At 73.3% G+C, this 18,708-nt stretch carries 20 protein-coding genes; 14 read left to right on the plus strand and 6 right to left on the minus strand.

The window, feature by feature from the left end; translation table 11 throughout:
• The first annotated feature begins 241 nt into the window (after positions 1-241).
• Genes gvpJ (EV385_RS36230) through EV385_RS29525 form a run of 7 tightly spaced genes read left to right on the plus strand, consistent with a single transcriptional unit; the run spans position 242 to position 3,496 of the window.
• Positions 242-610: a gas vesicle protein GvpJ gene (gene gvpJ, locus EV385_RS36230; RefSeq protein ID WP_130512424.1), complete on the plus strand. Its 369-nt coding sequence runs from the start codon at positions 242-244 to the stop codon at positions 608-610.
• The gene (locus EV385_RS29500) at positions 607-1,398 is read left to right on the plus strand and encodes a GvpL/GvpF family gas vesicle protein (RefSeq protein ID WP_130512425.1); all 792 of its coding nucleotides are present in this window, start codon (positions 607-609) and stop codon (positions 1,396-1,398) included. The genes gvpJ (EV385_RS36230) and EV385_RS29500 overlap by 4 nt, the downstream gene beginning before the upstream one ends.
• Positions 1,398-1,814, plus strand: coding sequence for a gas vesicle protein GvpG (locus tag EV385_RS34460; RefSeq protein WP_207229998.1), 417 nt, complete (start codon positions 1,398-1,400; stop codon positions 1,812-1,814). The genes EV385_RS29500 and EV385_RS34460 overlap by 1 nt, the downstream gene beginning before the upstream one ends.
• A complete protein-coding gene (locus tag EV385_RS29510; protein WP_130512426.1) occupies positions 1,811-2,161 on the plus strand; it encodes a gas vesicle protein in 351 nt (116 codons plus the stop codon). The genes EV385_RS34460 and EV385_RS29510 overlap by 4 nt, the downstream gene beginning before the upstream one ends.
• Positions 2,158-2,967 carry a GvpL/GvpF family gas vesicle protein gene (locus EV385_RS29515; RefSeq protein ID WP_130512427.1) on the plus strand — a complete coding sequence of 270 codons (810 nt, stop codon included), beginning with the start codon at positions 2,158-2,160 and terminating at the stop codon, positions 2,965-2,967. The genes EV385_RS29510 and EV385_RS29515 overlap by 4 nt, the downstream gene beginning before the upstream one ends.
• Positions 2,967-3,164 carry a gas vesicle protein GvpJ gene (gene gvpJ / locus EV385_RS29520; protein WP_130512428.1) on the plus strand — a complete coding sequence of 66 codons (198 nt, stop codon included), beginning with the start codon at positions 2,967-2,969 and terminating at the stop codon, positions 3,162-3,164. Before EV385_RS29515 ends, gvpJ (EV385_RS29520) begins: the two co-directional genes overlap by 1 nt.
• Positions 3,161-3,496, plus strand: coding sequence for a gas vesicle protein K (locus EV385_RS29525; protein WP_130512429.1), 336 nt, complete (start codon positions 3,161-3,163; stop codon positions 3,494-3,496). Before gvpJ (EV385_RS29520) ends, EV385_RS29525 begins: the two co-directional genes overlap by 4 nt.
• Here EV385_RS29525 and EV385_RS29530 read toward each other — a convergent pair.
• Both EV385_RS29530 and EV385_RS29535 read right to left on the minus strand, forming a co-directional pair.
• Complete coding sequence (locus EV385_RS29530; RefSeq protein ID WP_207229999.1) at positions 3,490-4,362, minus strand: alpha/beta fold hydrolase; 873 nt, start codon at positions 4,360-4,362, stop codon at positions 3,490-3,492. The genes EV385_RS29525 and EV385_RS29530 overlap by 7 nt on opposite strands.
• Positions 4,363-4,451: 89 nt before the next feature.
• Positions 4,452-5,324 carry a hypothetical protein gene (locus tag EV385_RS29535; protein ID WP_130512430.1) on the minus strand — a complete coding sequence of 291 codons (873 nt, stop codon included), beginning with the start codon at positions 5,322-5,324 and terminating at the stop codon, positions 4,452-4,454.
• A 186-nt stretch (positions 5,325-5,510) separates the two neighbouring features.
• On the opposite strand from EV385_RS29535, the gene EV385_RS29540 reads away from it, so the two are divergent.
• From EV385_RS29540 to bfr, 3 genes are all read left to right on the plus strand, one after another.
• On the plus strand, positions 5,511-7,718 hold the full coding sequence (locus EV385_RS29540) for a hypothetical protein (protein ID WP_130512431.1): 2,208 nt from the start codon (positions 5,511-5,513) through the stop codon (positions 7,716-7,718).
• Positions 7,719-7,953: 235 nt separating this feature from the next.
• Positions 7,954-8,136: a (2Fe-2S)-binding protein gene (locus tag EV385_RS29545; RefSeq protein ID WP_130512432.1), complete on the plus strand. Its 183-nt coding sequence runs from the start codon at positions 7,954-7,956 to the stop codon at positions 8,134-8,136.
• 37 nt (positions 8,137-8,173) lie between these two features.
• Positions 8,174-8,656, plus strand: a complete 483-nt coding sequence (gene bfr, locus EV385_RS29550; RefSeq protein ID WP_130512433.1) for a bacterioferritin — start codon at positions 8,174-8,176, stop codon at positions 8,654-8,656.
• Between the two features lie 19 nt (positions 8,657-8,675).
• On the opposite strand, the gene EV385_RS29555 is transcribed toward bfr, so the two are convergent.
• The 3 genes from EV385_RS29555 to EV385_RS29565 are packed head-to-tail and all read right to left on the minus strand — an operon-like array spanning position 8,676 to position 11,559.
• Positions 8,676-9,512 carry an ABC transporter ATP-binding protein gene (locus tag EV385_RS29555; protein ID WP_130512434.1) on the minus strand — a complete coding sequence of 279 codons (837 nt, stop codon included), beginning with the start codon at positions 9,510-9,512 and terminating at the stop codon, positions 8,676-8,678.
• A gap of 17 nt (positions 9,513-9,529) precedes the next feature.
• On the minus strand, positions 9,530-10,567 hold the full coding sequence (locus tag EV385_RS29560; protein WP_130512435.1) for a FecCD family ABC transporter permease: 1,038 nt from the start codon (positions 10,565-10,567) through the stop codon (positions 9,530-9,532).
• On the minus strand, positions 10,564-11,559 hold the full coding sequence (locus EV385_RS29565; RefSeq protein ID WP_242625143.1) for a FecCD family ABC transporter permease: 996 nt from the start codon (positions 11,557-11,559) through the stop codon (positions 10,564-10,566). Before EV385_RS29565 ends, EV385_RS29560 begins: the two co-directional genes overlap by 4 nt.
• 98 nt (positions 11,560-11,657) lie before the next feature.
• On the opposite strand from EV385_RS29565, the gene EV385_RS29570 reads away from it, so the two are divergent.
• On the plus strand, positions 11,658-13,334 hold the full coding sequence (locus EV385_RS29570) for an ABC transporter transmembrane domain-containing protein (RefSeq protein WP_242625144.1): 1,677 nt from the start codon (positions 11,658-11,660) through the stop codon (positions 13,332-13,334).
• Between the two features lie 16 nt (positions 13,335-13,350).
• On the plus strand, positions 13,351-15,171 hold the full coding sequence (locus EV385_RS29575) for an ABC transporter ATP-binding protein (protein ID WP_130513638.1): 1,821 nt from the start codon (positions 13,351-13,353) through the stop codon (positions 15,169-15,171).
• Positions 15,172-15,212: 41 nt separating this feature from the next.
• Here the strand turns inward: EV385_RS29575 and EV385_RS29580 are convergent, their stop codons facing one another.
• Positions 15,213-16,160, minus strand: a complete 948-nt coding sequence (locus EV385_RS29580; protein ID WP_130512437.1) for a methionyl-tRNA formyltransferase — start codon at positions 16,158-16,160, stop codon at positions 15,213-15,215.
• Between the two features lie 165 nt (positions 16,161-16,325).
• Between EV385_RS29580 and EV385_RS29585 the strand changes: the two genes are divergently transcribed.
• Both EV385_RS29585 and EV385_RS29590 read left to right on the plus strand, forming a co-directional pair.
• On the plus strand, positions 16,326-17,642 hold the full coding sequence (locus EV385_RS29585) for a lysine N(6)-hydroxylase/L-ornithine N(5)-oxygenase family protein (protein ID WP_130512438.1): 1,317 nt from the start codon (positions 16,326-16,328) through the stop codon (positions 17,640-17,642).
• A 56-nt stretch (positions 17,643-17,698) separates the two neighbouring features.
• Entirely contained in the window at positions 17,699-18,700 is a 1,002-nt protein-coding gene (locus EV385_RS29590; RefSeq protein ID WP_130512439.1) for an iron-siderophore ABC transporter substrate-binding protein, read from the plus strand.
• Positions 18,701-18,708 lie beyond the last annotated feature (8 nt).

Here is an 18,708-nt window from a genome sequence, read left to right on the forward strand (position 1 = left end):
TGTGGACAATTGTTACGCGTTCAATGCGTGTGACAAGGAATCGACAATGGTGATTCACAGTGTCGCGGGCCACTCGGCCGGGTACGTCCGGCTCGATGATCACGAGGGGCCGGGGCCCGGACCGCCGGAGCACTGGTTCAGATTCAGGGTGGTACAGAGGTTTTTCGGCCGTGAAGCGGCAACAGCACTGTCATCCGACGGATTGTCATTAAACGATCTCTCTGTGTGACGGTGGTGCGGCATGAACCTGGAAGCGGGTTTGGTGGAACGGTCGGCCTCGGGCGGGCTGTCCGACGTGGTGGGCATGATCCTGGACAAGGGCGTCGTCGTGGACGCGTTCGCCCGGGTCTCGCTGGTCGGCATCGAGGTGTTGACCGTCGAGGCGCGGGTCGTCGTGGCCAGCATCGACACCTACCTGCGGTACGCGGACGCGATGGCGCGGCTGGACGCCGGCCGCGTGACGCCCCGCGGCGACCTGACGGGCCTCGTCCAAGGGGTCGCCGAGGGGGTGACCAAGGGCGCCATCGGCGCTGTTCAGCAGTCCTCCGCCGAGTCCGTCGTCGGCCTGCTCTCCACCCCGGACGAGCCGGTGCGGGAGCGGCCACGATGAGCACCGCGACCATCGGTGCACCCCGCGATGTCCGGCCCGCCGCCGCCGGCTGTTACCTCTACGGCGTCGTACCGTCCGGCACCCGCCTCCCGGACGACCTGTGCGGGGTCGGCCCCGCCGGCCCGCGACCCACCCTGATCCACCACGGCGACCTCGCCGCCGTGATCAGCCCGGTGGCGCGCGATCGTGCCCTCGGCAGCCGACGCGACCTGCTTCGCCACGCCCGGATCCTGGACGAGCTGGCAGCGTCGGTACCGGTGCTGCCGGCTCGCTTCGGTGTCGTCCTGGACGACCCCGGCAGCGTCGTGACCCGGCTGCTCGAACCGCGCCGCGCGCCGTTCGCCGCGGCGCTCGCCCGGCTCGCGGGCACGGCGCAGTTCATCGTGTCGGTGCGCCACGTCGAGGACGCCGTGCTGGGCGAGGTGCTGGCCGGGGAGCCGGACATCGCCCGGCTGCGCGAGCTGGTCCGCGCGGGAGGCGGCGCGGCGGGCGTCCGGGTACGGCTCGGTGAGCTGGTGGCCGGCGCGCTCGCCGCCCGGCGGGCCCGCGACCGGCAGCATGTGCGGGCCGTGCTGGAGCCGTACCGGGTCGCCGCGGTGACCCGGCCGGTCACCGGCGCGGACGAGGCCGCGTGCGTGGCGTTCCTGGTGGAGCACGATGGCCGGGCGCGGTTCGAGGCCGCCGTGCAACGGCTGGCCGCCGAGTGGGCGGGCCGGGCCCGGGTCCGGCTGCTGGGTCCGCTCGCCCCGTACGACTTCGCCGACGCGCTCGTCCACGGGGAGGGCTGATGGGACTCGTGTCCGGGCTGGCGACACTGCCGCTGGCCCCGCTGCGCGGCCTGTTCTGGCTGGCCCGGCTCATCCAGGACCAGGCGGCCACCGAATGGGATCCGGCGACGGAGATCCGACGCCGGCTCGCGGAGACGGACCTGGCCCTGGCCGCGGGCCTCATTACCGAGCAGGAGTGCGCCGAGGCGCAGGACCTGCTCCTGGCACGCCTGCTGCCGGCCGACGCCACCCCGGTCAGCGGCGATGCCGCGCCGGTCACCGGCGATGCCGCGCCGGTCAGCGGCGATGCCGCGCCGGTCACCGGCGATGCCGCGCCGGTCAGCGGCGATGCCGCGCCGGTCACCGGCGACGCGGCGCCGATCACCGCCGACTCCGCGCCGACCGCCGGTGGCGCCGGGCCGGGTGGGTCCCGATGAGCGGGCCGCTGATCGGCTGGCACGACGAGCGGGCGCCCGCCGCGCGCCCCGCGCCGGCCGATCTGGCCGACATACTGGAGCGGGTGCTGAACACGGGTGTCGTGGTGGCCGGGGACATCAGGATCTCGCTGCTCGACATCGAGCTGCTGACCATCCGCCTGCGCCTGCTGGTGACCTCGGTCGACAAGGCCCGCGAGATGGGCATCGACTGGTGGGAGCACGACCCGTCGCTGACGTCGGCCGCCCGCCGCCGCGCACTCCGGGACGCGGTGACCCCACCAGGCGAGACCCCGGTCGACAACGCGGGCTCGGCCCCGATCGGTGACGCGCCGGAGGCGCTGCCATGACCGTACCGATGAATGACGGTCCCGGCGCGACGTGCGCCGGTCCCGTACGTGGAATCTGGGTCTACGCGGTCGTGCTGGTCCCGTGCCCGGCCCCGGCGCTGACCGGGGTGGCGGATGAGCCGCTCTTCGCGGTCGAGAACGCCGGGCTGGCCGCCGTGGTGGGTTCGGTGCCGCTGGCCGGGTTCGCGGCCGTCGGGACCGGTGACGACCGCGACCGCGTCGAGCGGATCGCCCGTGCCCACCACCGCGTCCTGACCGACCTGCGTGTGCACGCCGCCCTGGTGCCCTTCCGGCTCGGCACCGTCTACCGCGACGAGGCAGGCGTGGCGGGCATGCTCGGTCAGCGGCGCGCGCTGCTGCGCGACGGGCTGCGGCTGGCCGCGGGGCGGACCGAATGGGGGGTCAAGGCACATCTGCGCCGCCCGCCCGCGCCTGATCCCGGCGAACGCGCCACTGCCGGCGCGGCCGGGACCGGGACGGCGTTCCTGATGCGTCGCCGCGCCGAGCGGCAAGGCGCCGAACTGCTCCTCCGGCAGGCGGCGGAGCGCGCCGACGTGATCCACCGGACGTTCTGCGGCTACGCGGCCGTGTCGCGCCGCTATCCGCCACACGACCCGTGGCTGGCGGGGGCCGAAGAGTGGACCCTGCTGAACGCGGCCTATCTGGTGTCCGACGACGACACCGCGCGCTTCGCCGGGGCGGCCACCGAGATGCAGGCCGTGGACCCGGCACTGCGGATCGAGATCACGGGGCCCTGGCCGCCGTACTGTGCGGTGGCCGAACCGCCCGGGCCGGGACGGCCGTGATGGTCCCGGCCGCCGCGCCGCCGCCGGTCCCGCTGGTGGACCTGCTCGACCGGATGCTCGCCACCGGGGTGGTGGTCACCGGCGACGTCGTCATCCGCGTCGCCGACATCGACCTGGTACGGATATCGCTGCGGGCCCTGCTGTGTTCCGTGCACGCACCGCCCGCGCCCGGTAGTGGGGGAGGTGACCGGACGTGAGCTCTACCGGGGACGGTGCCGCGCGCCTGGCCGTGGAACCCGAGTCCGTCGAGCGGGGACTCGCGACGCTGGTGCTCACGGTCGTGGAGCTGCTCAGGCAACTGATGGAGCGGCAGGCGCTACGCCGGGTCGACGAGGGTGAGCTGTCGGCCGAGCAGGTCGAGCGGCTCGGGCTGACGCTGATGACCCTGGAAGAGCACATGGTGCGCCTGTGTGATCACTTCGGGGTCACACTCGCGGATCTCAACCTCGACCTGGGCCCGCTCGGCCCGCTGCTGGGGCCGGTCGACCCGCCGCGACCCGCCGCCGACTCCGCGCCGCGGCGTCATTGACCGCCGCCCAGCAGGAAGTCCCGCACCGGTACGGCCGGATCGGGCAGCAGGTGACCGGCCTCGGGTAGGAGCCGTACCACGGCATGCGGCGCCGCGGCCGACAGCCGCCGGGCGGTGCCGTGGGAGTCGAGCATCCGGTCGCGGCCGCCCAGCATGACCATCACGGGCATGGTCAGTCCGGCCAGCCGCGCGTCGCTGAACGTGGGGATGCCCGTCGTCCGGGGCCGGAAGTGCCGGAAGATCAGCAGCGGCAGTGCGCTGTCCGTGGGCCGGCCCGGCGTGGCCGGTCCGAGGAGGTAGCGCAGCAGGCGTCGCCGTCCCGCCTCGCCGAACGGCCGCAACGCGAGCGCGGCCACCACCACCCGGGTCCGGCGTCGGCCGATGCCGCTGGGGGACAGCAGCGCCAGCCGGGACACGCGTCCCGGGCGGCGCAGCGCGTAGTCGATCGCCAGCAGCCCGCCCAGCGAGACACCGACCATCGCCACCTCGGCCAGGCCGAGTCCCGAGGTCACCTCGTCGAGCCACCGGGCGTGCGCGTCGGACTCCAGCGGGGGGCGGGACGGGGCGCTCAGGCCGGGCTCGCCGATCACGTCGACGGCGTACACCCGCAGGTCGCGCGCCCAGGTGCCGATCTGGTGCCGCCACATGGCGGTGTTCGCGCCGGAGCCCTGCAGGGCCAGCACCGGGGGCGCGTCCGCCGGGCCGCAGGCGAGGACGAACGTGTCGCCCTGCCCGGTGGGCACCGTGATCTGCTGCGCGGGCACGGGCCAGTCCGCCAGTGCCGCCCGGTAGCGCCGCCGCACGGCGTCGGCCCCCTCGGCGGAACGGTAGACGGGCGTGCCGGTGGTGACAGGGCGCGGCATCATGAAAAATACCCTAACCGTCTCTCCAGACAGCCACAACAGGGAAGGTTAGAGAAGGTTAGGGAAGGTTAGCGACCGCGACCGCGTACCGGTCAGACGAGGATGCCCAGCCGGCCCCTCAGGTAGCCCGGCGTGCCGTTGAGGACCGACGATTCCAGGTCGAAGATCGGGACCGTGGCCTGCATGTCGTCGGGCAGGAGCTGCTCGATGAACGGCCGGCCGACCCACGGGTTGTACTGCGCCGACAGGCGCCGGTCCGTCGCGCCTGGCTCGGACCGGTTGTACTGCCACCCGGCGGACTGCTTGTTCCGGCGCGCCACCTCACCGAAGTACCAGACCGCGCCCTGCACGAAGTCGTGCAGGCGGGGATCGGTGAACGCCTGCCCCGTGGGCAGGCGGTGCCGCACGACGGTCTCCAGCACGTCCACCGAAGCGGGCGTGAAATCCCAGGCCGCCGCGTCGACGCCGGTGTCGGCGGCCCAGGCGGGAAAGGACTTCTCGCGTTCGGCCAGCCAGTCGCCGAGCCAGGGCAGGACGACCGGGCGGCGATCCTCGATCATGTCCGGCGTCGGTTCCTTCACCGGCGACCAGCCCGGGTGTGCCGCCTGGCGCGCCCGGACCGCGGCGGCCAGGGCCGCCCAGGTGGCGGCGAGGTCGTCGGCCCGGGAGACGAGATCCCCCGGCGCCACCGCCGGCAGCCCGAGCGCCTCGTCGGGCTGGACCACGGGCTGACCGTCCGCCCACGCCCAGCGGCCGCCACCCACCCGGAGCAGGGCCTCACCGGCGTACGCGGTCGCGGACTCGACCAGGCTGGCGCTCGGCCGCCGGTCCCGCAGGAGCTGCTCGAGGCGGGCCAGCGAATCCTCGCTGTAGTCGAGCGGGAAGCCCAGCGGCACCTCGAAGGCCTCCAGCCGGGCGAGCTGCGGCTGGATCGCCTCGCGCCATTGCTGAAGCGGGTCGGTCATGGCGGGGAGCCTACCGGCCACCCGCCGACAGCACCGACCCGTTGTTGGCACATTTCGCCACTCACCTGCGGACGTACACAGTGGATTGTCCTATGTGCGGATTCCGGGGCCTCACGCATTGGTCAACTTCGCTAAAGTCCGCTCCGCGTTTCAGGCGATACGGACAACTATCAGGGGGCGTACGTCTTGAGGTTCCATCGACTCGCGCGCAGCGGGGCCATCGTCGCCGTCACGAGCCTGCTCGGGGCGCTGGTCGGGTTCACCCCGGTCACGGCGTACGCGGCACCGGTCGGCACGAAGTGCAAGGACGTGGCCGGGTATTCGATCACCAAGCGGCCGCCGGCCAAGAGTGACCTGCCCGGGCTCGGCGCCAGCCGCTCCACCGACGGGGCGAACGGCCGACCGTACCAGTACCACAACCCGGGGGAGAACGTCCGGGGCCACGCCGAGCCGACCGCACGCGACCTGGCGCCGTACGGCAACAGCACCGCGGGCAAGGCGCCCGGCACGCTGCCGCACCTGTACTCGTCGTGGAACAGGTACCAGGCGAACAAGGCGGCCGAGCTGCGCAAGTGGCAGGAGAACCCGGTCGGCAAGAAGCCGAGCCCGGCCCTGCCGTGGGACAAGTGGCTGTCGCGCTACGTGCCCAACCAGGGCAACGACGCGCGCGGCAAGGCGTTCGAGAAGCTGCTGGTCGAGGAGATCGGCCTGGGCGGCGACGACTGGATCTGCCAGGGCGACCTGACCGCCAACGGCGAGACCCGGCGCTACGACGCGATCAACAGCAGGCACAAGGTCGCGTACGAGTTCAAGTCCGGGCGCACGATCGACGCCGCCCAGCTGGCCAAGGACGCGCAGATCGCGAAGAGTCAGGGCTATCGGGTGGTGTACGTCTTCGGTGACAAGCCCACCGCGGCGACCGTCCGGCGGCTGCAGGCCGCGGGCGTGGACCACCACATCATGAAGGCCACCCCGAACGCCGTGAACTCGGCGCGGCCCAACGCCGGCGCCAGCGCGCAGGTGATGAACCCGAAGGTGAACGTTCCGGCGCGGGGCGCCGCCAACGACATGTTCGCCGGCTCCGGGCGCACCCTGGACCAGGCCCGTGAGGCGGCCCGGGTCGACGACGACCTCGCCCGCCAGTCCGGTCGGCCGGACCAGCGGATGCGCCGCCCCGGCGGCATCGACTTCTCCACGATGGAGCTGCGGTACGTCTCGGAGACCGACAACGGCCAGGGCCTGGGTTACGGCTTCGAGGCCGACGACGTGGCCGACGAGGACGTCGAGCCCGGCTTCGGCGGCCTGGAGCAGGCGCAGCTGGCGTCGGACTCGCTGTTCACCTGGCTGGCGCTGCAGCCCTCGGCGTTCTGGGTGAACCTCAACCCGGACACCCCGGACCAGATCATGGACGACCGGTTCGCGAAGACCGACGCCGGCCGGGTGCTGCTCGACGCGGACCTCACCCTGAAGCGGTCGCACGCCAAACTGCTCAACCCGCAGACCCCGCTGGGCGACCGGCTGTGGGACGCGCTGCACTTCGACACCCCGACGCTCGTGCCGTGCCTGCCGCTGCGGATCTGGATCAGCGCGAAGCCGGCGTCGGTGCGCGACGAGGGCGGGCGGCTGTACATCCTCGACGCGCCGCTCAAGGTCAACGCCGAGTACATGGTGGTGAAGAACCAGCCCGAGAAATACAAGTGCCAGCAGAGCGAGGCGCAGGCCAAGGAGAACGTGGCGACCTACCAGCAGATCATCCTGCCCGAGCTGGAGAAGGTCGTGAACACCGATCCGGCGTACGCGGACCTGCGCCGCGTCTACCTCAGCCGGGTGGCCGCCGAGTGGCTGCGCCAGCGCGCGGCGACCAGGAGCACCGCGTTCACGCCGATCATCAACAGCAACGACACGAGCCGCTGGCCGGCCCGGGTGCGGTGGAACAAGCTCGACACCTACAACGCCTACCTGAAGTCGTTCAACGAGGGCGAGTTCGTCTACCACCGCGACGTGCCGGACGGCTCGGGGCAGACGATCTCGGTGCCCCTCGTGCTGGGCGGCGTCGACTTCGCGCAGGCGCCGAAGAAGCCGGTGAGCGCGACGACGTTCAAGAAGGAGCACCCCAAGCTGCCGGTGACGGTGGCCCGGTCGGTGCAGGCGCCGGTCAACTACGAGACCACGGCGAACCCGGACCTGACCTGGATGGGCGGGGACGCCATGGTGCACCAGGCGCCCGCTGCGCCGGCGGAGGAGCCGGAGCCCCCGACGGGTGGTTCGGGCGGCGGCCTGCCGATCACCGGCGCGTCGGTCGTCGGTGCGGTCGGTACCGGCCTCGCCCTGCTGGCCGGTGGCGTGACGCTGCTGGTGTGGCAGCGCAGGCGGCGGCGGATCTTCCGCGCCTGACCGGCGACGTGACCCGGACGGTCCGGCCCCATGGCGGTGGGGCCGGACCGTTCGTCGGCGCCGCGACCAGGGACTTCGTCGGCCGCACCCGGTGCCGTACGCGCGGCCGGTCGACGCGCGGGCGCGACCCGGAAGGGCAGCCGGCCCTGATCCGTTCGTCCGGTGGCGAGGCGCGCTCGCATCCCCTAAGGTGAGGCTCGCCTTACTGGTTCGGGGGAGACGGGGCCGCCGCGACATGTACGTGTGTATCTGCGCTCGGGTACGCGAGTGTGAGCTGCGTGCGGTGATCCGGTGCGGCGCGCGCGACGAGGAGGAGGTCGGCGACGCCTGCGGCGCCGGCACCGGCTGTGGCAGCTGCCTCGACCGCATCGACGACCTCATCGCCGAGGAGACGGGCACGGACACGCTGGCGGCGTGATGCCCCAATTTGGGTGACTATCGGTACAGTCGCGTTCATGCAGGGGGACGAACGCGTCATCGAGTTCTTGAACGAACAGCTCACGGCGGAGCTGACCGCGATCAACCAGTACTTTCTGCACGGCAAGATGCAGGACAACTGGGGCTACACCAAGCTGGCGGCGCACACCCGAGCCGAGTCGATCGACGAGATGCGCCATGCCGAGGTGCTGACCGACCGCATCCTGTTCCTCGACGGCCTGCCGAACTACCAGCGCCTGTTCCCGCTGCGCATCGGTGAGAACGTCCGCGAGCAGTTCCAGTCGGACATGGTGATCGAGGTGGAGGCCGTGGACCGGCTCCGGCGCGGCATCGAGTACATGCGCGGGGTCGGTGACGTCACCTCGGCCAAGCTGTTCGAGGACATCCTCGCCGACGAGGAACACCACATCGACTACCTGGAAACGCAGCTGAAGCTGATCGAGACCCTGGGCGAGTCGCTGTACCTGCAGAACCTCGTCGAACACCCGAGCGCGGAGTAGCCGGCCACGACCCGGCCGTTCACCCGGCGGACGCGGGCGCGGGGCGGCGGCGCGGGACGATCATGGGGGTGCCGGTCTCCGGGTCGGGGATGACCCGGCACGGCAGGCCGAACAGCTCCTCGACCAGCTCGGCGGTGACGATCTCCTGCGGCGGCCCGCTCGCCGCCACCGTGCCGCCGGGGGACAGCGCGACGAGGTGGGTCGCGTACCGGCAGGCCTGGTTGAGGTCGTGCAGCACGGCCACCAGCGTGCGGCCCTGCCGGTGCAGGTCCGCGCACAGGTCGAGCAGGTCGAACTGGTGACCGATGTCCAGGAACGTCGTCGGCTCGTCGAGCAGCAGGATGTTCGTCCGCTGCGCCAGCACCATGGCCAGCCAGACCCGCTGCCGCTGCCCCCCGGACAGCTCGTCGACAAAGCGGTCCGCGAGCGCGGCGACGCCGGTACGGTCCATCGCGTCGCGCACCGCCTCCGCGTCGTCGCTGCTCCACTGCCGCAGCAGCGACTGGTGCGGATACCGCCCGCGGGCGACCAGGTCCGCCACGGTGATGCCGGCCGGCGCGGTCGCGGACTGGGCCAGCAGCCCCAGCTTGCGGGCGATCTCCTTCGACCGGTACCCGGCGATCGCCCGGCCGTCCAGCACGATCTGCCCGGTGCTCGGCGACAGGATCCGGGCGAGCGCCTTGAGCAGTGTGGACTTGCCGCAGGCGTTCGGGCCGACGATCACCGTGAAGCCGTCGTCGGGAATGTCGAGGGACAGGCCGGTCACCACCGGCTGCCCCGGATACCCGAGCGTGACGCCCTGGGCGGACAGCCGCGACGTCGTGACGGCGGGGCGGGTGTCGCTGGTGGCGGTCATCTGCGCTCCGATGCTCGTCAGGCCCGACGCCAGCCGGCGGCGAGCAACCAGATCAGGTAGAGGCCGCCGAGCCCGGCGGTGACGATGCCCACCGGCAGCGGGGTGGGCGCGAACAACCGCTGGGCCAGCAGGTCACTCGCCGCCAGCAGCAGCGCGCCGGTCAGCCCGGCCGCGAGCAGCGCCGGCCGGGACTGCCCGGCCAGCCTGCGGGCGACCTGCGGGGCGGCGAGCGCCACGAACGCCACGGGTCCGGCGGAGGCGGTCGCCACGGCGGCCAGGGCGACGGCGATCGCCAGCAGGATCCGCCGGCTGCGCTCCGCCGGAACCCCCAGGGCGCCGGCGGTGGCGTCCCCGAACTCCAGCACCGTGAGCCGCCGCCCGACGGCGAGCGCGAGCGGGACGAGTACGGCCAGGGCCAGCCCGACCGGGCGTACGTGTTCCCAGCCGCGATTGTTCAGGCCGCCGACCAGCCAGGACTGGGCGGCGATCGCGTCGTGCAGCGGCGCCTTACTGATCAGGAACGTGTTGACCGAGGTCAGGGCGGCGGTGGTGCCGATGCCGACGAGGATGAGGCGGGCGCCGGTGTGGCCGTGCCGGTAGGCCATCGCGTACACGGCGAGGGCGGTGACGCAGCCGCCGACGAGGGCGCCCGCGCCGACGACGACGATGCTGCTCGCGCCGAGGACGAACGCCACGATCGCACCGCTGGCCGCGCCGCTGGTGAAGCCGATGATGTCGGGACTGGCCAGGGGATTGCGCGCCATGCCCTGCAGCAGGGCGCCGCTGACCCCGAGGGCGGCGCCGACCAGCGCGCCGGTCAGCAGGCGCGGCAGCCGCAGGGTCAGGACGACGAACCGGCTCCCGCCGTCGCCACCGCCCAGCAGCGTCGCCCAGACCTCCGTGCCGGTGAGCGGAAAGTCGCCGGTCATCAGCGTGACGGTGCCGACCACGGCCAGGGCGGCGACCAGCGCGGACGCGACCAGCGCGGGGCGCAGGTGCAGGCGTACGGACAGCGGCCCGATGGTCCACGGGCGGCCCGTGCCCGTGGCGGTCACAGCGCGACCAGCCGGCGCCGGCGGCACAGCACCACGAACACCGGCGCCCCGATGACCGCGGTGACCACGCCGACGGACAGCTCCTGCGGTGCGAGCACCAGGCGGCCGACGATGTCGGCCACCAGCAGCAGGCTCGGCGTGATCAGGGCGGCCAGCGGCAGCGCCCAGCGCAGGTCCGGCCCGACCAGCAGGCGGGTGCTGTGCGCGGTGACCAGGCCGAGGAAGCCGATCGGCCCGGCCGCCGCGGTCGCGGCGCCGCACAGCGCGGTGACGGCCAGCCCGCCGAGCAGCCGCGTGGTGGTGAGGTTGACGCCCAGTGCCCGGGCGGAGTCCTCGCCGAGCGCCAGCGCGTTGAGCGGACGGGCCAGCAGCAGCGCCACGACCGCGCCGACCGCCACCAGGCCGCCGATCTGGGCGGCGACGGTCAGGGGCCGCCCGGCCAGCGAGCCGACGTCCCAGAACCGGAAGTCGCGGAACGCGTCCGGCCGTTGCAGCAGGATCGCGGAGGTGACCGCGACGAGCACGGCGCTGACCGCGGCCCCCGCCAGCACCATCCGGTCGCCCGCGCCGGTGCGCCCGGCGACGAGGTACACGAGCACGGCGGCGGCGCCGGCCCCGGCGAGCGCGAACCAGACGTAGCCGGTCAGGGCGCTGACGCCGCCGAAGGCGATCGCGACGACGACCGCGGTCGACGCGCCCATCGTCACGCCGAGCAGCCCGGGGTCGGCGAGCGGGTTGCGGGTCAGGGCCTGCATGACCGTCCCGGACAGGCCGAGCGCGACCCCGACGACCAGGGCCAGCACCGTACGGGGCAGCCGCAGCTCGGTGATGATCGACGAGGCCGGGGTGTGCGCACCGGTCAGCGCCGCCCAGATGTCGTGCGGCGCCAGCGCGCGGGCGCCCAGCGCGAGGCTCAGGCCGACGCACCCGAGCAGCACGAACGTGGCCAGCAGAAGCCACCGCCCAGGGTGGCGGTGCGGGGGTGGGGACACGCGCGCTCCTTCGACGGTGACCCGGGCCCGTGGCCACACCGCCGCCATCGTACCGTTAGGCTAGCCTTACCTACGACCCCAGGCAGGTGACCTCCCCCGTGCGTGTGCCCACAGCCCCCGACGTGCTGCGTGACGCCGTCGGCGGACAGCGACGGCTGGTCGCCGCCGCCGCCGTCCTGGCCGCCGGCCACCAGATCGGCGAGGCCGCGGTGCCGGTGCTCATCGGGTGGATCATCGACCGGGCCATGGCCCGGGGCGGCGGACCGGCCACGCTCCTCGGCGGCCTGGCCCTGCTCGCCGTGGCGTTCGCCGCCCTGTCGCTCAGCTTCAAGTACGGCCTGCGGCTGGGCGAGCGGGCTGCGTTCCGCAGCGCCCACCTGCTGCGGATGCGCATCGCCGGCCGGCTGTTCGACGACCGTGGCGCGCGGACCGATCGGCTCACCGGCGAACTGGTCAACATCTCCACCGACGACGCCCAGCTCGTCGGCGACACCAACCTCGCCTGGCCGCGCGCCGTGGCCGCCGTGGTCGGGCTGCTGGCCGGCGCCGCCGCCCTGCTGTCGTACTCGGTGGTGCTGGGGGCGGTCGTCCTGGTCGCGGTGCCGGTGCTGCTGGCGGTGTCGCACGTGAGCGGCAAGCCGCTCGCCCGGCGCGCCGAGCAGGGGCAGGGGCAGGCCGCCGCCGCGTCGGGGCTCGCCACCGACCTGGTGGCGGGCATCCGTACGCTCAAGGGCATCGGGGCCGAGCGGGCCGCAGCGCTCCGGTACCGGGCGACCAGCGTACGGTCGCGCGACGCGGCGATCCGGGTCGCGGCGGCGCAGTCCGCCCTGGACGGCAGCATGATCGTGATGACCGGGGTGCTGCTGGCGGTGGTCGCGGCGCTCGGCGGGCACCTGGCGGCCACCGGCCGGATCAGCATCGGTGACCTCGTCGCCGCGGTCGGCCTCGCCCAGTTCCTCATCTGGCCGCTGTCGCAGTTCTCCTGGGTGAACGGGCAGCTCGCCACCGGCCGGGCCGGCGCCCGCCGGGTCGCCGACCTGCTGGCCTGCCCGCCCGCGATCCACAGCGGAACCCGGCCCGCCGCCGTGGTGCGCGGGGCGCTGCGGGTGCACGCGGTGACCCACCGGAAGCTCGCGGACCTGGACTTCACCGTCGCCGCCGGTGAGTTCGTCGGGGTGGTCGCCACCCCGGCTGAGGCGGCCGACCTGCTCGACTGCCTGCGCCGGCGGGTGGTGCCCGAGCGCGGCGGCATCACGGTCGACGGCGTCCCGCTCATCGAACTTCCCGCACCGGCCGCCCGCCGGGCCCTGCTCGTCGCGGACCACCACGCCGAACTGTTCGCCGGAACCGTCGCCGACAACGTCGCCGCGGGCAGGGCCGCCGCGGGCGGGACTGGGATGGTGGCCGTCGCGCTCGCGGCGGCGCAGATCAACGGCCTCGCCGTTGGTGCGGACACGGTCGTCAGCCCGCACGGTGCCAGCCTGTCCGGCGGGCAGCGGCAGCGGGTGGCCCTGGCCCGGGCGATCGCGGCCGACCCGCCCGTACTCGTGCTGCACGACCCGACCACGGCCGTCGACGCGGTCACCGAGACCGCCATCGCGGCCGGGCTGCGCGCCGCCCGCCGGGGCCGCACCACCTTGCTGATCACCACCAGCCCGGCACTGCTCGACACCGCCGACCGGGTGATCCACCTGCGCGGCGGCGCCGTCGCGCGCACCGGAGCGCACCGTGACCTGGCCGCCGCCGACCCCGGCTACCGCGCCGCCACCCGTTGACCGTCTGCCGAGGACAATCGTGACGCCCCAGTTGCTGCCGATCGCCGATTCCGCGCACACCCGCCGGGCCGCCTGGGCGCTGCTGCGCCCGTACCGTCGGCTGGCCGTCGTCGCGGGCCTGGCCCTGGCCCTCGCCACCGTCGTGGGGCTCGCGGGGGTCGACCTGCTCGGGCGGATCGTGGACGACGTGCGGGCCGGCGGCACCGACCTGGCCCGCCCGGCGGTGCTGCTCGCGCTGGCCGCCACGGTGCACGGCATCGGTACGGCGATCGGCGCCGCCCGGATCGCGGAGGTGGGCGAACGCATGCTCGCCGACCTGCGCGAACGGTTCGTGGAACGGGCGCTGCACCTGCCCCTGGACCGCATCGAGGCGGCCGGCGCTGGTGACCTCACCGCCCGCGTCACCCGCGACGTGACCGCGGTCGCCGAGGCCGTCCGGTACGCGCTGCCCACGCTCGTCCGCTCCGCGCTCAGCATCGGGCTGACCCTGGTCGCGCTCGCGCTGCTGGACTGGCGTTTCCTGGTCGCGGCGCTGGTGGCGATGCCGCTGCAGGCGGGCACGGTCCGCTGGTACGCGCGGACCGCCGGGCCGGTCTACGCCGACAGCCGCGTGGCGGTCGCCGCGCAGCAGCAGCAGCTTCTCGACTCCTACGCCGGCGCCGACACCGTGCTGGCCTTCGGGCTGGCCCGGCGGCACACCGACCTGATCGCCGCCCGGTCGGCGGCCGCCGTGGACCTGTCGCTGCGCGGTGTCGGCCTGCTCAGCCGCTTCTTCAGCCGGCTCAACCTGGCCGAGTTCGTCGCGCTCGGCGGCGTCCTCACCGTCGGCTACCTGCTGGTCGGCGCCGGATCCGTCACCCTCGGCACGGCGACCGCCGCCGCGCTGTACCTGCACAACCTGTTCAACCCGATCAACGCGGCCCTGGGCCTCGCGGATGAGGTGCAGGTGGCCCGGGCGGGCCTGTCGCGCCTGGTGGGGATCGCCGATCTGCCGGCACCGTCCACCGGGCCAGCGGCGACATCGCCCGCCACCTGGCCAGAGGCGACATCGCCCGCCACCGCGACGCCGCCGAGCGCCGCGACCGCCGCAGGGGCGGATCCGGTCCCGCCCGCGATCGTCGTCTCGGGGGTGCGGCACGCCTACCGGCCGGGCGAGGACGTGCTGCACGGCGTCGACCTCGAAGTCTCGGCAGGGGAGCGGCTGGCCCTGGTGGGCGCCAGCGGTGCGGGCAAGACCACCCTGGCGTCACTGGTGGCCGGCACCCACCGTCCACACGGGGGCCGGATCGCCCTGGGCGGCCACGACGTCGCCGAGCTGGCCCCGGCGGAGCTGCGGCGCCGGGTGGTCCTGGTCACCCAGGACGTGCATGTCTTCGCCGGCGCCCTGGCCGATGACCTGCGCCTGGCCCGGCCGGGCGCGACGGACGCCGAGCTGTGGGCGGCGCTGGGCCGGGTCGGGGCCATCGATTGGGTACGGACCCTGCCCGACGGGCTGGCCACGGTGGTCGGTGAGGGCGGCCACCGCCTCACCGAGGAGCAGGCACAGCATCTCGCCCTCGCCCGCCTGGTGCTGGCCGACCCGCCGGTGGTGATCCTGGACGAGGCGACCGCCGACGCCGGCAGCGCCGGGGCGCGTGCGCTGGAGGCGGCGGCGAACCGGGCGCTGTCGGGGCGGACCGCCATCGTGGTCGCGCACCGGCTCACCCAGGCCGCCGAGGCGGACCGGGTGGTGGTGATGGCCGACGGGCGGATCGTCGAGTCCGGCACCCATGACGCGCTGGTCGCCGCCGAAGGCCCGTACGCCGCGCTGTGGAGCGCCTGGTCGGCCCACCGCTGACCCGGGCCCGAGTCGGCACGACCCGGGCCCGGGTGCGCGGGTCAGGGCCGGCTGGTCAGGTAACCGCCCATGGCGGTGAAGTACTTGCCCGCCGACAGCTCCTCGCCGTCCTCGGTACGCACGCGGGTGAGCAGCAGGCCCCGGTTGCGGCCCCGGCGGGCGTCGGCGCCGGCCACGATCGCGACGCCGTCACCTTCCCGGTAGAAGATCCGGCCCGGGGTGCCGCCGTACACGTTGGCGGACACCTCCGCGGACACGATCTCGATGCGGCGGCCCTGGTGGTAGCAGAAGGCCTGCGGGTAGGGGGCGCACTGGGCCCGGACGAGCCGGTCGAGTTCCTCGGCCGACCAGGTCCAGTCGATGCGGATGTCCTCCTCGGACCGCTTGTGGAAGAAGCTGGCCTTGCCACGGTCCTGGGGGGTGAAGTCGGTGCGCCCGCTGGCGATCTCGGCGAGCCCGTCGACCGTGATCGGACCGAACAGCGCCAGGGTCTTCTGGAAGAGGTCCGCGGTGGTGTCCCGAGGGCCGACTCCGACGCTGCGCTGCAGCACGATCGGCCCGGCGTCGAGGGTCGCGTCCATCATGTGCGCGGTCACGCCGACCTCGGGCTCGTTGTTGATCAGCGCCCAGATCAGCGGGGAGAACCCGGCGTACGCGGGCAGCAGCGAGTCGTGCACGTTGAGGGTGCCCAGCCGGGGCAGGGTGAAGATCCGTGGCGGAATCCAGGTGCGCCAGTTGGTGGCCACGATGACGTCCGGCGCCAGCGCCACGAGCTGCTGGTACAGCTCGTCGTCATCGGGGCGCTCCCGCAAGGTGACCGGTACGCCGTGGGCCTCGGCGAGCTCGGCGACCGAGTCGGACCAGATCCGCTCGTACGCCCCGTCGCTGGCGGGGTGGGTCACCACGCCGACGACCTCGTGCTCGGAGTCGAGCAGGGCCTGGAGCGTGCGGTGCCCCCACGTCTGATAGCCGAACATGACGACGCGCAATGTCAACCTCCAGGGTGGTGCCCGAACGGGCTGTCATAAGGTTAGCCTCAGTTTAATGAAGGCAATCCTAAGTTCGAGGCCACCCTCCCTCGGCGGAGGATTTCAAGTTAGGTTAGCCTTCCCTTCGTCAGGCGGTGAAACCGCGAGTCGCGCGAGGGGACGGACATGTCTCAGCCTCTTCCCAGCGGAAGTCCCGTGTTCGACCTTCTGGGCGTGGGTTTCGGCCCGTCCAATCTGGCCCTGGCGATAGCCGTGGCGGAACACAACGGCGGCGCCCCGGACGAGGCTCCGATCCACGCCCGGTTCCTGGAGCGGCAGGCTGGCTTCGGGTGGCACCGCGGCATGCTGATCGACGACGCCACCATGCAGGTGTCCTTCCTCAAGGACCTCGTGACGCTGCGCAACCCGGGCAGTGACTACACCTTCGTGCGCTACCTGCACGAGCAGGGGCGCCTGGTCGACTTCATCAACCACAAGACGCTGTACCCGCTGCGGGTCGAGTTCCACGACTACTTCGCCTGGGCCGCGGCCCGCGTCGCCGACCAGGTCAGCTACGACACCGAGGTCGTCTCCGTGCGGCCGGTCTCCGTGGACGGCGAGGTGGACACGCTGGAGGTGGTCTCCCGCAGCGGCGGCGACCTGGTCACCCACCGCGCCCGCAACCTCGTCGTCGGCACCGGGCTGCGGCCCCGCATGCCCGAGGGCGTCGAGCGCACCGACCGGATCTGGCACAGCAGCGACCTGCTGCACAACGTGGACGGACTGCGCGACAGCGCGCCCCGCCGGCTGGTCGTCGTGGGCGCCGGGCAGTCCGCCGCCGAGGTCACCGCGTACCTGCACCGCGAGTTCCCCAACGCCGAGGTCTGCGCGGTCTTCTCCCGGTACGGGTACTCGCCCGCCGACGACAGCGCCTTCGCCAACCGGATCTTCGACCCGGCGGCCGTGGACGACTACTACACCGCGCCGGAGCACACCAAGCAGCGGCTCATGGACGTGCACGGCAACACGAACTACTCCGTGGTGGACATCGACCTCATCGACGAGCTGTACCGGCGCGAGTACCAGGAGAAGGTGCTCGGGCAGCAACGGCTGCGGCTGCTCAACGTCACCCGGATGCGCGGCGTCACCGAAACGGGTGCGGGCGTCGAGGTGACCGTCGAGTCCCTGGTCACCGGCGAGCGGCGCACCCTGGCCGCCGACGCGCTGATCTGCGCCACCGGATACGACAACGCCGATCCGTACGCGCTGCTCGGGCCGGTCGCCGACCTGTGCCTGCGCGACGAGCGCGGCCGCCCCCGGGTCACCCGCGACTACCGGGCCGTGACCGCTCCCGAGCTGCGCTGCGGCATCTATCTGCAGGGCGGCACCGAACACACGCACGGGATCACCTCAGCGCTGCTGTCCAACACCGCCGTGCGGGTCGGGGAGGTGCTCGGCTCCATCGTGGCCCACCGGGCGGCCCCGGCCCTCGCGGTCGCCTGACCCGACCCTCCCCACCCGGGCGGCAGCGCCCGGCGTTCTCCCATGGAAGGAATCCCATGTCCCATAGCCTCCGCGTCCGCCTCGGGGCGGCCGTGACCGCCCTGGCGGCGGGCCTCGCGCTGGCCGCCTGCGGCACGGACGCCAAGCCCACCACCGGGGCCAGCGCCCCGGCCGGGGCGGCGTTCCCGGTCCAGCTCACCCACAAGTACGGCAGCACCGAGATCAAGGCGGCGCCGCAGCGGGTGGTCACCCTCGGGCTCAGCGACGCCGACGCCGTCCTCGCGCTGGGCGTCAAGCCGGTCGGCGTCGTGGACTGGTTCGAGGAGAAGCCGTACGGCAAGTGGCCGTGGGCCCAGCCCGCGTGGGGCGGCACCGCCCCGGCGATCGTCGGGCTGCGCGACGAGTACAACCTGGAGAAGGTCGCCGCCGCCAAGCCGGACGTGATCATCGCCCAGTACTCGGGCATGAAGAAGGAGCAGTACGACACGCTCAGCAAGATCGCTCCGGTGGTCGCCCAGCCGGTCGGCTTCGCCGACTACCAGGCACCCTGGCGCGACATGAGCCGGGTCATCGGCAAGGCGCTCGGCCAGCCGGCCAAGATGGACCAGCTCATCGCGGACGTCGACGCGAAGTTCGCCGCCGCCCGTACCGCCCACCCGGGCTGGGCCGGCAAGACCGTGGCGATCGCGGAGATCTACGAGGCCGGCAAGTTCTCGGCGTTCAACCCGAACGACCCGAAGATGATCTTCATGAAGGAGCTGGGCTTCACCGCCTCGCCCGCCTACACCCAGGCGGTCGGCAGCCAGAACGTCGCCGACATCGGGTACGAGCGCTTCGACGTGCTGGAGAGCGACCGGCTCATCTGGTTCGTCACCGGCGACGACACCAGGAAGCAGCTCGCGGCGAACAAGCCGTACCAGCAGCTCAAGGTCGCGAGTGAGAACCGGCACCTGTTCCTCGACTACGAGAACCCGCCGGTCGCCGCCGCGATGTCCTTCAACACCGTGCTGAGCATTCCGTACGCGCTGGACCAGATCCAGCCGCAGCTCGGCCAGTAGAACCACCG

Source organism: Krasilnikovia cinnamomea (genome assembly GCF_004217545.1).
Taxonomy (GTDB): domain Bacteria; phylum Actinomycetota; class Actinomycetes; order Mycobacteriales; family Micromonosporaceae; genus Actinoplanes; species Actinoplanes cinnamomeus.

Bases quoted from the DNA above. Each gene is read 5' to 3' on its own strand.
- EV385_RS29530 (WP_207229999.1), bottom strand. From the start codon at position 4,362: ATGATGCCGCGCCCTGTCACCACCGGCACGCCCGTCTACCGTTCCGCC.
- EV385_RS29535 (WP_130512430.1), bottom strand. From the start codon at position 5,324: ATGACCGACCCGCTTCAGCAATGGCGCGAGGCGATCCAGCCGCAGCTC.
- gvpJ (WP_130512428.1), top strand. From the start codon at position 2,967: ATGGTCCCGGCCGCCGCGCCGCCGCCGGTCCCGCTGGTGGACCTGCTC.
- EV385_RS29510 (WP_130512426.1), top strand. From the start codon at position 1,811: ATGAGCGGGCCGCTGATCGGCTGGCACGACGAGCGGGCGCCCGCCGCG.
- gvpJ (WP_130512424.1), top strand. From the start codon at position 242: ATGAACCTGGAAGCGGGTTTGGTGGAACGGTCGGCCTCGGGCGGGCTG.
- bfr (WP_130512433.1), top strand. From the start codon at position 8,174: ATGCAGGGGGACGAACGCGTCATCGAGTTCTTGAACGAACAGCTCACG.
- EV385_RS29545 (WP_130512432.1), top strand. From the start codon at position 7,954: ATGTACGTGTGTATCTGCGCTCGGGTACGCGAGTGTGAGCTGCGTGCG.
- EV385_RS29590 (WP_130512439.1), top strand. From the start codon at position 17,699: ATGTCCCATAGCCTCCGCGTCCGCCTCGGGGCGGCCGTGACCGCCCTG.
- EV385_RS29555 (WP_130512434.1), bottom strand. From the start codon at position 9,512: ATGACCGCCACCAGCGACACCCGCCCCGCCGTCACGACGTCGCGGCTG.
- EV385_RS29515 (WP_130512427.1), top strand. From the start codon at position 2,158: ATGACCGTACCGATGAATGACGGTCCCGGCGCGACGTGCGCCGGTCCC.
- EV385_RS29585 (WP_130512438.1), top strand. From the start codon at position 16,326: ATGTCTCAGCCTCTTCCCAGCGGAAGTCCCGTGTTCGACCTTCTGGGC.
- EV385_RS29500 (WP_130512425.1), top strand. From the start codon at position 607: ATGAGCACCGCGACCATCGGTGCACCCCGCGATGTCCGGCCCGCCGCC.
- EV385_RS34460 (WP_207229998.1), top strand. From the start codon at position 1,398: ATGGGACTCGTGTCCGGGCTGGCGACACTGCCGCTGGCCCCGCTGCGC.